The sequence below is a fragment of the Enterococcus sp. 125944 genome (assembly GCF_051909435.1).
Classification (GTDB): domain Bacteria; phylum Bacillota; class Bacilli; order Lactobacillales; family Enterococcaceae; genus Enterococcus_D; species Enterococcus_D gallinarum.
The window spans coordinates 74,308-86,995 of sequence record NZ_JBQASY010000006.1 but is presented as its reverse complement, the minus strand read 5'-3'; the positions used below and the strand labels follow the sequence as shown (position 1 = coordinate 86,995).

At 40.8% G+C, this 12,688-nt stretch carries 10 protein-coding genes; 2 read left to right on the top strand and 8 right to left on the bottom strand.

Annotated features, from left to right (window positions below; translation table 11 throughout):
• Positions 1-128 precede the first annotated feature (128 nt).
• Together ACTFWY_RS07260 and ACTFWY_RS07255 are read right to left on the bottom strand one after the other, a co-directional pair.
• Positions 129-518, bottom strand: coding sequence for a DUF7006 family protein (locus ACTFWY_RS07260; RefSeq protein WP_003126117.1), 390 nt, complete (start codon positions 516-518; stop codon positions 129-131).
• Positions 519-874: 356 nt separating this feature from the next.
• Positions 875-2,707 (bottom strand): heavy metal translocating P-type ATPase, encoded by a 1,833-nt coding sequence (locus ACTFWY_RS07255; RefSeq protein WP_081131663.1) that lies wholly within the window; start codon positions 2,705-2,707, stop codon positions 875-877.
• 333 nt (positions 2,708-3,040) lie between these two features.
• On the opposite strand from ACTFWY_RS07255, the gene ACTFWY_RS07250 reads away from it, so the two are divergent.
• The gene (locus tag ACTFWY_RS07250) at positions 3,041-3,217 is read left to right on the top strand and encodes a hypothetical protein (RefSeq protein ID WP_005471055.1); all 177 of its coding nucleotides are present in this window, start codon (positions 3,041-3,043) and stop codon (positions 3,215-3,217) included.
• Positions 3,218-3,288: 71 nt separating this feature from the next.
• Here ACTFWY_RS07250 and ACTFWY_RS07245 read toward each other — a convergent pair whose 3' ends face one another.
• Genes ACTFWY_RS07245 through ACTFWY_RS07235 form a run of 3 tightly spaced genes read right to left on the bottom strand, consistent with a single transcriptional unit; the run spans position 3,289 to position 7,069 of the window.
• On the bottom strand, positions 3,289-5,451 hold the full coding sequence (locus tag ACTFWY_RS07245; RefSeq protein ID WP_439926719.1) for an L-type lectin-domain containing protein: 2,163 nt from the start codon (positions 5,449-5,451) through the stop codon (positions 3,289-3,291).
• A gap of 5 nt (positions 5,452-5,456) precedes the next feature.
• Entirely contained in the window at positions 5,457-6,479 is a 1,023-nt protein-coding gene (locus ACTFWY_RS07240) for a DUF916 and DUF3324 domain-containing protein (RefSeq protein WP_103299609.1), read from the bottom strand.
• Positions 6,480-6,493: 14 nt separating this feature from the next.
• Complete coding sequence (locus tag ACTFWY_RS07235) at positions 6,494-7,069, bottom strand: WxL domain-containing protein (protein ID WP_081131666.1); 576 nt, start codon at positions 7,067-7,069, stop codon at positions 6,494-6,496.
• Positions 7,070-7,285: 216 nt separating this feature from the next.
• On the opposite strand from ACTFWY_RS07235, the gene ACTFWY_RS07230 reads away from it, so the two are divergent.
• Positions 7,286-8,806 (top strand): helix-turn-helix domain-containing protein, encoded by a 1,521-nt coding sequence (locus ACTFWY_RS07230; RefSeq protein ID WP_311828241.1) that lies wholly within the window; start codon positions 7,286-7,288, stop codon positions 8,804-8,806.
• 136 nt (positions 8,807-8,942) lie between these two features.
• On the opposite strand, the gene ACTFWY_RS07225 is transcribed toward ACTFWY_RS07230, so the two are convergent.
• The 3 genes from ACTFWY_RS07225 to ACTFWY_RS07215 form a co-directional block, all read right to left on the bottom strand.
• Positions 8,943-9,830 (bottom strand): SDR family oxidoreductase, encoded by an 888-nt coding sequence (locus tag ACTFWY_RS07225; RefSeq protein WP_003126107.1) that lies wholly within the window; start codon positions 9,828-9,830, stop codon positions 8,943-8,945.
• A 177-nt stretch (positions 9,831-10,007) separates the two neighbouring features.
• Complete coding sequence (locus ACTFWY_RS07220) at positions 10,008-11,708, bottom strand: DUF4091 domain-containing protein (RefSeq protein WP_195957076.1); 1,701 nt, start codon at positions 11,706-11,708, stop codon at positions 10,008-10,010.
• Positions 11,705-12,685 (bottom strand): alpha/beta hydrolase, encoded by a 981-nt coding sequence (locus ACTFWY_RS07215; RefSeq protein WP_311828239.1) that lies wholly within the window; start codon positions 12,683-12,685, stop codon positions 11,705-11,707. The genes ACTFWY_RS07220 and ACTFWY_RS07215 overlap by 4 nt, the downstream gene beginning before the upstream one ends.
• Between the last annotated feature and the right edge of the window lie 3 nt (positions 12,686-12,688).

Genomic DNA, 12,688 nt, shown 5'->3' with positions numbered 1-12,688 from the left:
AATAATCTATATTTACCATTTTTTCAAAATATTTTTAAGATTATTGAATAAACAATGCGTAAATTTAAACAAATAAACAGCCGACCACTGATGCTGGTCGGCTGCTCCTTGCGATTTTAGGAAATCATTTATTTGATATTGAAGATAAGGCTTTCATGTTCCTGATCTTTCAAAGAATAACCGCAAGATTCTTTATTTAAATGAGTATAATCGGTTTCGATCATTTGGATGATTTCTTCTTCTGTCAAGAATTCATCTCTTACTAGAATCAATGAGTTCAATAAAACAAACCGTGAATCATACCCAAGTATTTCTGGAAAAAGTTCCCAAAAATTTGAACCATCTATTTGTTGGACAGCACATTTGAAAGAATCAATCAATTGGTGGATGTAAGTATATACCTTAGGGTACTCTACTTCCACAAGGTCAAGCACCTCTTTATCGATCACTTTCTCCAAATAGTCGGCTGTTTCTTTATAGAGCATTAAATCAATCACGCGAATTATCAATCCTTTCATGCGGACAGTTCACAGTCAATCTACTGAAACTTCCTACGTATATATATATCATAAAATCGGCTAAAATTATTCTCATTTTGAGGGAATAACGAAGAAAAAAATGAGAATAACATCACAAAGTATGAGTGAAGCTGAGTTATACTCAACAAAACAATGATTTTAGCTAAGAAAAATTTGTTATATATAACGGTAGTATTATTAAAAAAAAGGAGGATTTTTACGGACCTGCTTTAAGAATCAAAAAGGCCCGTAACTTATAAGGCAAACATAGCCAGATAATCTAAGTGTCTTGCATCTGCTATCACAAAAATCACAGTTATCAGGTTTGTTTGCTCTTAGTCACGGACCTGCACCTATTAATGTGCCTGATGATTGACTGAAAGAGATGATGCTGTGCTAGTAGAATGATCATTCTTAGCACGAAGTGCAGATAGAATGGATACTGTATCGATCACTTCTTGTAACAAAGCGCCAAACAACGCTGGGATCACACCCGTGCTGGCAATCAACATTAAAACGATACAAATGAAGATTCCTAGCAACACGGATTGGCGGGCGATTCTCATCGTGTCTTGAGAAATCTGTACGGCTTGAGAGACCTTGCTGAGATCATCTTGTAGTATTACCGCATCTGCTGCTTCCGTTGCAGCACTAGTACCATGGGCTCCCATAGCAATGCCTATATCAGCTGCTGCTAAAGCTGGGGCATCATTGACCCCATCCCCCACCATGATGATCGGGCGTTCAGCTGGTTCTGTTTCTTTTATAACGGCAATTTTTTTTGCCGGCAAGCAGTCTGCTAGAACGGTTTCGATCCCTGCTTCAGCTGCGATCTTCCGAGCAACGAATGCTTGGTCACCTGTCAACATGATCGTCTTTTTCAATCCTTGATGACGCAACTGCTCAACCGTTTGTTTGGCTTCCTTGCGTAATGTATCTTCAAAAAAGATCGTTCCTATCCATTGGTCATCTTTACCAACACAAACATTGGTTTTAGCTTCATCTACACCAACTGCTCCAACAAAATCAGGTTTACCGATTTTGATCTTGTGTCCAGCAACTGTTGCTTCGATCCCTTGCCCTACCACTTCTTTCAAGTTGGTGACTGGCAGCAAAGTCAGCTTTCGTTCCATAGCAGAAGCAACCAGAGAGCGGGCGAGAATATGAGTGGAATCCTGCTCAGCACTAGCCGCAATGCGCAAAAGCTCTTCGACCGATAGTTGATCAGCAGTCACAGTTATTTTTTCAACGTGCAACTTTCCCTCTGTCAATGTGCCTGTTTTGTCAAAAGCGATCGTTTTTGCTTTGGCTAATTTTTCGATCGTGGTGCCGTTTTTCATGACAATCCCATTGCGGCTTGAGCGACTCATGCCTGCTACTAAAGCCACTGGTGCTGCCAAGATTAATGGACAAGGTGACGCCACTACTAGGACTTCCGCAAAGCGGACAGGATCTTTTGATACAAACCAAGCAATCCCCGCAATCACATAGGCTGCCAACGTAAATGGTACAGCATACTGATCCGCTAAACGAACAAAGCGCGCAGGTTTTGCTTCAGATTCTTTGACTAAACGAACAAGAATTTGATATTGGCTATCTGCTGCTTTTTTCGTCACTTCAAAAGTAATCGCAGTTTCCCCATTGACTGAGCCAGACATCAATTCATCACCGGGATTTTTCTCTACAGGTCGTGACTCACCAGTCAAGGATGATTCATCGACAAGGGTATTTCCTTCAGTGACACAGCCGTCTACGGGAACGATTTCTCCCGGGCGGACGATGACCAGATCACCAATAGCTAGTTCTTCAACCGGAACATCTTTTTTATCATTCAGCCGATGGGCGGTCTGTGGAGAACGTTGCAACAGTTGCCGAAGTTCTCGGCTGGCTTGTTTGCTGGCGTATTCTTCCAAACTATCGCCGCCTGTCAGCATGATCAAAACCATCAAACTGGCCCAATATTCGCCAACAGCAAGTGTAGCAACAATGGCTGTGATCGCTAACAGATCCACGCCATATTTTCCTGAACGCAATGTTTGGATCATGTCGATCAACATCGTCAACGCTGTCAACCCGCCGATGATCGCGATCAAACCAAAAGCAATGGGAGGTCGATCAAAGCCAAATTCAGCGATCAACGCCGCAGCTCCTACGCCGATGGCAATCAAAAATTTACTTAAACGATTCATTTTATCCACCTCACCTTTCACCAAAAGCGTACCACTTGCAGGAATGAAATGAAACAAAAAACCGTTAAATGAGAAAGAGAATCGTTAACGTAGCAGGCTTTCAAGCCATTTTCAAAGTTCATCCGCCTCATTGTAGATAAACCTATTGCTGGTGTTTTAAGGTAGCACGTCAAATCTCCCGAATCATTCATACCCAAGAAAATAGGCTATCCGCGGTCACTGATTGCTTTGAGAGGAGAACAGCGTTATCTCGGACATAAACCCGTTGTCCATGTATAATTGATAGTAAGAGATTGATGAAACATCGATAAAATTGTAAAGGAGACGGATCAAATGAAAAAACACTGTAGGTGCGGAAAAAAACTAGATGGCGCTGAAACGAAATGTGCTGCTTGCAAACAAAGCAAAAAACAAAAAATCGAGTCACTTGAGAAATTTGTCAAGTATGGCAGTTTTGCCTTGGCTGCCCTTTCTTTAGTACTAAAAGTAGTCAAAGATCGGGAAAGCTGAGTTCTTATCCTTAGACAGACAAAAAAACGCCGAAATGGCGTTTTTTTGTCTGTCTTTCTGACCAACGTGCATTAGTCTGTGATCGTGCTGTCTAACTGCCAATTGACTTTTCCTTGATAGGTTCCTGGGGAAAGGGTCTCTATCTTAGGGGCAAACCGTAAATAACAATTATACTGACTTAAATCGAGAGAAAGATCTTTATCGCTAGGCGTCTGCTCAAAAAGTACTTTTTTATCTGAAGTAATGGTGCAAAACAATGAATTATCAGTAGAATCGTATAGAACTAGTTGGACTTCATCAGCCAATGAGGCGCCACTATTCATAAATGGGGTGGTTTGTCCCGATAATTTCCATGTACCTTCACTCGTATTGCTGATTGCGAGAGGCTTGCTGGTTGTTGCAATTGGAACTTTTATTGATACCAAGCCATTAGAATCCATTGCTCGAGCCAACTCGTTGATTGTGACTGTTGTTCCTTTGAAAGATTCTGGGACTGATTTTAATTCGACGATTCCTCGAAAATCAATGGCAAAGTAATGGATTGCTGATGAATTGCCTTCTGTGTCAACGATATATGTTGCAAAATAATAGGTAGTCCCTGGGGAAAGATCACTCGTCTCTGACTCTAAAGTGTAGTGAAAGGGATCTGACAAATCTGTTCGTTCAAGAACTGTTTTTAGAGTAAAGTCTTCTTCCTGTAATTCCTTCTCTTGTGAAAATAAATCACTTATAAATAATTGCGCCTGCGTAGAATTACTATCTTCCACAGAGATGTCAGTATAGGCATTTCGATTTTGTCGAAGGATCGGCGCAGTTTTCTGCGCTTCTGACATTGTGGCTTGTCCGCTGGTCAATGTTGGTGGGAGTTTGCCTTTTACCGTATAAAAATGGGTAGTGGCTCCTCCTGAAGTAAAACTGGATATAAAAGCATTTCCACTAAAGGTAGTCTCAACTGGTATTACTTCATCAATATTCGCATCTATAGGGGTCCCACTATACTTGACCCTAAAATGAACAATATAGGCATTCCCTTTTTCCAATTTCGGCAATACTACACTTATTTGTCCTGTCTCTCTTATATATTCGATTGGGGCCCCCCCATCAGGAAAACCGTTGATCATGGTATCTTCTGGTTTACCAAAATAGACAGTATCTTTCACAGATACATTATCTGGAAGTGTGAGTTTGAGTTTAATCCCTGGATTCAAACTTGATAGATCGCTTGTTTGTTTAAAATCAATATAGGTTGCATAAGTAATCTCTTTACTTGCATCCACTTCAATTGGTTTATCCATTACTGTTCCCGTGTCCAGCATAAACTGATCTGGCTCTCTTTGGAAGACGCCCGTCCGCATATCAATTTCGACTAGACCTTGAACATCCACGAAAGCGACTGCTTTGTTTTGGGCAAATCCGCCATTGGCACCGGTAAAACCAAAATAAACTGGCGCCGAATTTGTTAAATTAAGATTGCTTTTAAAAGTATCATCGACAGGAATCGATACATCTACATTAAAATCTGGAATAGCATAATGAAACTGTTGGGTAGATTCATTGTAATCCACGATAAAGGTATGCCAATTTCCATCGGAAATGTCCGTAACGCCAACCGTGTTATAGTGATTTAAGACTTTATCCACCATCAGCCAGCCGTCTGTCGTATAAGAAGCATCGGAACCAGGGTAAGACCAAGCAATATGGTGTCCCTTTGTTGTCACATCACGATCCATCATCCGATCAGTAGCAAGGATACCGCCATTATTGTTGTAATATGTATCAAATTCAATTGCGATACTATTTGCGATTGCACCTTGACTAAGTGGGTCTGTTCCAGAAATATTCGACCAAACTCCAATTGTTGATCCAGCTTCTGAAGCTAGTGCTTGAGGCCCGCTACTTTGCATCACAAAAGCCAGTCCATCGCTATCATTAGCCGTATTCTCAATATAGAAAGCCATTTCCAAATGGAAATCTCGTGTGAAAGAAATCGGATTGTTGAACCAAACTGCCCCGCTAGAATTTATGGTTGTGTCATTGATTTGAACGTAGTTATGCCCTTCTACACCTTGCAATGAACCTGCTTTACCTGCAGTAGAGATCATTACTTGATTAATTGGTAAAGTAGCAAAGTCCGGCGCAGTGACCGCCGCAAAGACTGTTTGCTGTCCTTGCAACAGCCAAAAAGTTCCTATAAAAAGAAGCGATAAACAAAAAGATTTTAGCATTTTTTTCATTCTTCTCACTCACTTTCATCGGAGTTTTTACGCCGCTTCACTAACAAGAAAAGGATGATTGCAATCAATAGAATGATTATAGCAATCAATAGATAGAACAGAAAATTTCTTTGAGCGATAGCCGCTGCATTTATCGTAGTTCGGTTGACAGCTTTTGCTGCTTGACGATCGATAACGACCTTATCATCAAAAACCCATGTGCCTCGCTGAGAGGATAATTCGATGCGAATCGTATAAGTGCCCGGTTTGAGTTCTTCTTGTTCAAATTCACTATAGAGATCTAAGACAGAGTTTTGTGCGAATTGAAAATTTTCTGACTTAAAGCCACCGACAATAGCTTGATTCTTATCACGTATCGTCGTATTCACAGAAATATTCCCAAATGCGACGGGACGAATATTACTGATACTGCTTTTTAAAGTTGGCTTGCCATTTTTTTCGACTGCTTTAGTTTCAACTAGTTTTAAATCTGGCTTTGGCAGCTCTTGTAGACTTTGACGCATTCGTACCCCTAACTGCAACTGATAGTTTGATTCCAAACTTGCATCAGCTTCGTGAGCAGTTTCTTGAGGTTTGACTTCTTCGAACAAAAAAGCCCCTAAGATTTCTCCGTCAAACACTGTTTCCTTTAAATCAAGTGTAAAAATCACCTTTCGTTCCTCACCAGATTTTAGGCGTACTTCTTGAATGGGGTTTGAAACAAAGCTAGTAAAAGACTTACCTCCATAGTCTTCGGCCGTTTTCTTTCGTTGATAACTGATGATTCCAGTGGAAGCAGAATAACTATTCAGTGCATCAGCGGTGATCGTTATCTCTTCGGAACTCGTATTGTGTACGGCGATAATCAATTCCTGAACAGTCTCTTTATTTACCAGCAAATCGAAATAAGTTGCTTCACTTGCTTGATTTTGGGGAAGTTCTGGTATAACAGTAAATCTGGTGGTCTCAGCATAACCACGAGTCACAGGAAAATAAACAAAGCTGATAAATAAAAAGATCCATACTGCATTCTGAAGAAGTCTTCTCATTGTCATCCATCCTATTACTGTGCTTGATAAGAATTAGATAATGTCCACGTAATCGTTCCTGTATAGTCACCACCATAAACATTTTGTTGGGGAACGGTCAACGTTGTGGTCGAAAAATCAAAGGTATTGATTGCTAACCCAGTTGCGCCATCTGCGGTTGCTACTGAAGTAGGATCGGTAGCTCCAGCAACCAATTCAGCATTTGCTGATAAAGCTGCATCTCCTGCTGTTTCGGTACCTTTTAGTGTAATCTTTGCATTTGCTAATTCTTTTTGATCGGCATTCGAGATTTTTGATAATTTTGCTGTTAATTGCCAACCAACTGTGTTTGGACCACGAAAATCAGAAACAGATGACGTTTCATTTGATACCGTGGTGATCACTTTCTCTTGTTGAGCGAAATCTGCGATATTCCCAGTACCAAAATCAAAATTTGAAACACTATCAAGGGACAAAATCCCTGGATTGATGGTTAGTGATGCTTCACTGGTCATTGAAGTAGATGGATTTGCTTCCGCAGCTAAACCAGTCACTGGGACCCCTAAACTACTTATTCCTAAAATACCTAATGCCAACACCATTTTTTTCATAAGTCATTCCTTCTTTTTTGTTTATTAAACAAGATGCCAATTTTCTGGCAATACTTTCATTTTTTCAACCACAAAAAAATGATTGTTTCTTCATCGCCTCACATTGACTTCTCATTTGTACTTAGTATAATCAAAAGTACCAAAAAAACAGATCACAAAACCTTACAAATAGGCTTCATATTTTGCGTAAAAATGGAGCAAAAAAGGAGAATACTGATGTACCGAGAGTTCATTTCTCCCGCAGAGGAAAAAAAGCTTGATATATTCAAAGCAGTATGTAACACCAATGGAATCAGCTTATTAAAATTATCAAGAGTATTGAAAATCCCCATCAAAAGCTTGCAAAAACATATCTACTTTTTGAATGAAGACTTGAAATATCTGTCCGTCAACCTTTGTCTCGCCAAAAATTCCTACAACCAATATTGTATCGAAAGAAATGGAGATAGTGCCGAACCTTCTTATTCACAGCTGGTCTATCATTACTTGCTCAGTTCTCCACAATATCAACTGGTTCAGTACCTTATTGGGCATACAGATTCTTCAATGTCCCAGTTATGTTCGGATCTTCACGTTAGCCAATCTCACATGTATCGTCTGATAAAAAAAGTCAGTCTAATATTAAAGAAATTTCACCTCTCAATCTATTCCAATGAAGAAAATATTGTCGAACTTGCTGGAAGAGAGTTGGATATCCGCATCTTTATTTATAGTTTTCTTACGCAAAGTGCACCAACCGAGTTTCAGCTTTTATCTGATCAATATATAACAGAATTCGAGCGATTCAACAGCTTTTTTGATGCTACTCTCTTAGATCAGTTGACTAAAAATAAATTGTTTGCCTTTTGGAAAACAATTACCATCCGACTTTCTCAAAAGAAATATTTGCCTGAAATCGAGAAAAAAGCTCAAGCACTCTTGAACTTTTACTCCTTTTTGCCGATGGAAGTTCTCGATTCGTTCTTTTTCTCCAAAACTAATTTAGATAAACGGATCGCTCAAGCCGAATACTTGTATTTAAATTTCTTTTTGCATATTTTCCTTCCTGCAGTTGTTGATCGCCAAAAGATTCAAGAGAGTATTGCGCTGGTTTACCAATCAAAAAAGCCTCTCGTTCATTTTTTTATTGATATGATCGAAGATTGGCGACAAAAATTTGTGCCGACTATGAAGCAAGATTCATTTGACCAACTTCTAAACAGTTGTCTCTTATTTTTTAATCTATCGATTTTTATCGATGTTGATTTGCTGAAAGTTTGGAATTTAGACTATAACTTGCCCGATGAAAGTTCGATTGACAACAATAGTCAAACTTATGCAGCAATTGCTCACTTGTTAACAGAACATGTCAATACCTTTCCAAACAATGATTTAGACAAAGAATTCTTTCACCGTAAACAATTGCGCTATCTTGCCCAACTACTCTATCTGGAAACCACCATGCATGAAAGTCCAACTATTCGGATTTACATTCGAACAACGATTCAATATCGAACCAAAATGCTGATAGAAGCCCGTATCCGATCCATCTACTCAGAGAAGTCGGTCTCATTCACTAAAGATATCGAAGGGGCGGACTTGATTATTACCGACAATTACGAAGAAGTAGCGATAACGGAAAAGCTTCTGCTACTCTCAGATATACTTAATATGTATGAATGGGAATCTTTGTTTGCAAAAATCAATCAAGTAATTACCAAAAAAATGTTTGCCCTCACCTGCAAATCCTCTTGTTGAAACAAATTTTTTATCATGATTCCATAAAAAAAGCGAAGCTGAAATATCAGATGGGTTCCTTGCTAAAGCAATGCAAGGCCTCTGTATTTCTTACTTCGCATTTTTTATTGTCGTAAGCGTTTTTTAACAACGGGTTTTAAGCAAAGAAGCTTCCGCCTGTTACACTATAGACTTGTCCTGTGACATAGCTGGCTTCATCTGACGCTAAGAAAACATAAACTGGCGCTAATTCAACGGGTTGGCCAGCCCGTTTTAATAATTCTTTTTGTCCAAACTCAGGGATCGCTGATTGTGGTTGTCCTCCTGAAATTTGTAGTGGTGTCCAGATTGGTCCTGGTGCTACAGTATTCACGCGAATACCTTTTGAACTCAATTGTGCTGCCAATCCTTTACTAAATGAAGTGATCGCTCCTTTGGTTGCTGCATAGTCTAACAGATGAGCACTAGGTTCTGCACTTTGGATGGAAGTAGTGGTAATGATACTGCCGCCAGCCGGTAAATAATCCAGGGCTTCTTGAACTGTCCAATACATGGAGATGATATTCGTTGTAAATGTGTCCGTGATTTGTTGGGTGGTCAAATCTTTAATATCTTTGACCGCTTGTTGCATACCTGCATTCAAGACCAAAATATCTAAACCATCCAACGCTTTCGCTGCATCATGAACCAACTGACGCGCAAAAGATTCGTCTTTCAAATCGCCAGGAATCAATACAGCTTTTTGACCTGCTTCTTCGATGATAGTCTTCACTTCTTGGGCATCTTCTTCTTCAAAAGGCAAGTAGTTGATAGCCACATCCGCGCCTTCTTTAGCAAAGGCAATGGCTGCTGCACGACCGATGCCTGAATCCCCGCCTGTGACTAATGCTTTGCGGCCTGCTAATCGTCCTGAACCATTGTAGCTAGTTTCACCACAATCTGGTACTGGCTGCATTTTTCCTTGGACCGCTGGTGCTTCCTGTTCCTGCTTTTCAAATGTGCCGTTATAGTACTTCGTTAATGGATCATTGATTTTTTTTGACATGTTCATTTCCTCCTTATTTTTTTCATGCTCGTCATGTAGAACCATGACCTTACTTAAAAGTGTAGAGGAATGTTCATGAAATGAAAAACGAAACGCTCACTTCATGGAAAAATGCGTTTTTCTTGCAATTTTTGAAAAAAAGGACCACGAATCCTTAAGGATTCGCGGTCCTTTGATTTATTTTGCGATTATTGTTAATAGCGCGTCACGAAGAGCCTCATAATCAGATGCTGTTTGTAGGAACAGATCTGGCTGACTTTGGTGACTATCTACCATCCATTCTTGACTATTGGGATTTGTCAAAAAAGTATCCAGTAAGTCTGCTGTCTGTTCTGGCTGCTGTCTTTCAGCTTGTTTGACTAGATAGAAATCTTCGATTCCCCGCTGTAACTGTTTGTAGCGTAGCGACAGTGCCAAATGTCCAGAGTAAGCTGGATAGATCAAGCACATATCGCCGATCGGCAGCGAACTCGTATTGTAGCGAATATCTTCCCGCGCGTTTTCCGGCCAACAATTATAAGCCCAGCGTAAAAGCCCATCGGTTTTAAAATGGTGGGCCAAGATCCCTTGAACGCGAGTTTCAAGTAATGGACTATGGAGGAATGTATTCGGCTTGTCTGGGTAATTGCAGACATAATACTGGGTTTTTCCTGAATGACTTTGACTCAACTCTTGGTAATGATTGCAGGTACAGTAATAAGAAGTCACTGGATAATCAACCAATGGCAAAAGTTCCGTCAAGACATCCTCTTTGTCAAAAGCGACTTTGACTTGCAGCGTCTCATCGATTGCTTTTAATTCAGCAAGCGACTCTTTGAACAGGTTGATCTGATGTTTTTTTGGTTCATCGGAAACGATCCGGACTTTTTTCCAGACACCCAGCTCTTTAAAGTGGGCAAAAACTTGTCTAATGTAGTTTTGCAAATCTGCTTTCTGCTGAATAAACATCATTTTGCCAGTCGCTTCATCTAAGTAACGAACCACTAATGCCTCCGGATAATCAATAGGCACTATCGGGAAGAAAGGCGGCTGCCAAACACCTAACAGACCAAAAACATCGATCTCTTGATCAATCCCTGCTTGAAAGAAACAATTCAAATACCGATCCAAGACAGAAAAATCACAGGTGATAGCCCCTGATTCTGTCTTATTGACGTTGATCATTGAATACTCATAGAGATTCGCAGGATAGTCTTTGACGATATAATTAAACCAACCTTTCCAGGGAATTTCACCGGCAATCACAGTAATCGCCTTTTGACCGATTTTGGCCAAACTTGCTGCCATTTCCTCTAACAGACAGAAGTGTTGTTCACTCCATAGCGGTACATCATAAGTTCGCGCAAGAATCGATGGCTGTTGCCAAACATCTAAGTTAAAGCCATCGCGGTAATCTGCCGGAAATTCAAATGCGGAAACTTCCACCGTGATTTTTTTGCTTAAAACAAGTGAATCAGCGCCGGCCAATTGGGCGCGGTAAATAGCGATCTCCACTGGATAGCTGCCTGCTGCAATGGACTGATCCAATGGGAATTCTAAATAAACTGTAGCCATCCGATCTCCTGGATAGGTTTTGGCTGTTTGATCCAGCAATTTATCTGCAAAATCGATTTCCTGCTGTCCAGTATAATAGCCGACAAATTGACTCGTAACCGGCAATTCGCTAGTAATTTCGATCCGGTACATAGGGATCTCGATTTCGTCAGGGATCGCAAATTCACGTCCTAAAACAAAGTGGTTTCGCTTGCCATCATGCAGTAACAGTTGACAAGCGGCAAAACTATTTTTGCACCCTTTCACCGTTGATAGTTCAGCTGGCACCTCAGCAAAAGGTGTCGTGGCTGCTTTATAACTTTCATGAACGAGCCAGGCTTTCATTCTATTTCTCCTCTCCTTGGATCCACCAGCTGTGCAACTAACTGATCACATTGTGCTTGTGGGAAGCGTTCCGGAATGATGGCAGTCAACTGTTGCAAACTGAAGTTTTTTACGATTTTGAAGGTACTCTTCTCTTGCCAACTTGGAAAAGTGTTGACTAATAAGGCGCGATTTTTCGGTTCTTTGATCAAGGCTGCAATGGGCCATTCAACAAGCGCAGCTGGCATTTCACCTGTCGATGATTCCGCCCAGTTGATCTCCATCCATTCCACGCACTCGTTAAACCAGCGTCCAAAACGGGGATCGACCATTTCTTCTCGATTACCGAAACGCTCCGTTGCCAATGAAAGACCGTGTTTGCCTTTTTGAAAAAGATGCGTTTCGAAAGGCACATCATTTTCTTCCAACGCCCGCAGATATAAAAGTGAATTCTCAATTGGTACCACATTGTCTTCAAACGTCGAAAAGACAAAAGTAGGCGGCGTTTCTGGCGTCACACAAGTTTCTAATGACGGGGCCTTGATCTGCATGACTTTTGCAAAAGATTGTAAGATAGCAGGATAACCTAAAATACAAAGACTCGGTTTTCTCTCAGAAAGCGTTGATAATGCAGCTGCCAGATGACCACCGGCAGAAAAACCAATCACGGCGATTTTCTCTGCATCGATCGAAGGCCATGCTCCAGCACTCAATTCGGTGATTTTAGCTAGTGCTTCTTGCGCATCTTGTAAGGAAGCGTCAAAACTGCGAAACTCCCCGACATGATAACGAAGCACCCCCGCATGGTATCCTTGAGCAAGAAAATTCAATGCAATGGGTTCCGCTTCCCGTTCGCTACAAAAGGAATAGCCTCCTCCGGGAATCACTAAAATGAATGGTCGTTTGCCGACGCGGGCAAACTCAGGCTTTTCTTCATGAAGGTAGACGGTTAATCCTGCCCCTGCTGCTTCATCGAAAGAGTATTCTTGCATGTACATAAC

What these genes read in the sequence shown, in the direction of transcription:
- ACTFWY_RS07260 (WP_003126117.1), bottom strand. Translation starts at nt 518, where the DNA reads ATGAAAGGATTGATAATTCGCGTGATTGATTTAATGCTCTATAAAGAA.
- ACTFWY_RS07255 (WP_081131663.1), bottom strand. Translation starts at nt 2,707, where the DNA reads ATGAATCGTTTAAGTAAATTTTTGATTGCCATCGGCGTAGGAGCTGCG.
- ACTFWY_RS07250 (WP_005471055.1), top strand. Translation starts at nt 3,041, where the DNA reads ATGAAAAAACACTGTAGGTGCGGAAAAAAACTAGATGGCGCTGAAACG.
- ACTFWY_RS07245 (WP_439926719.1), bottom strand. Translation starts at nt 5,451, where the DNA reads ATGAAAAAAATGCTAAAATCTTTTTGTTTATCGCTTCTTTTTATAGGA.
- ACTFWY_RS07240 (WP_103299609.1), bottom strand. Translation starts at nt 6,479, where the DNA reads ATGAGAAGACTTCTTCAGAATGCAGTATGGATCTTTTTATTTATCAGC.
- ACTFWY_RS07235 (WP_081131666.1), bottom strand. Translation starts at nt 7,069, where the DNA reads ATGAAAAAAATGGTGTTGGCATTAGGTATTTTAGGAATAAGTAGTTTA.
- ACTFWY_RS07230 (WP_311828241.1), top strand. Translation starts at nt 7,286, where the DNA reads ATGTACCGAGAGTTCATTTCTCCCGCAGAGGAAAAAAAGCTTGATATA.
- ACTFWY_RS07225 (WP_003126107.1), bottom strand. Translation starts at nt 9,830, where the DNA reads ATGTCAAAAAAAATCAATGATCCATTAACGAAGTACTATAACGGCACA.
- ACTFWY_RS07220 (WP_195957076.1), bottom strand. Translation starts at nt 11,708, where the DNA reads ATGAAAGCCTGGCTCGTTCATGAAAGTTATAAAGCAGCCACGACACCT.
- ACTFWY_RS07215 (WP_311828239.1), bottom strand. Translation starts at nt 12,685, where the DNA reads ATGTACATGCAAGAATACTCTTTCGATGAAGCAGCAGGGGCAGGATTA.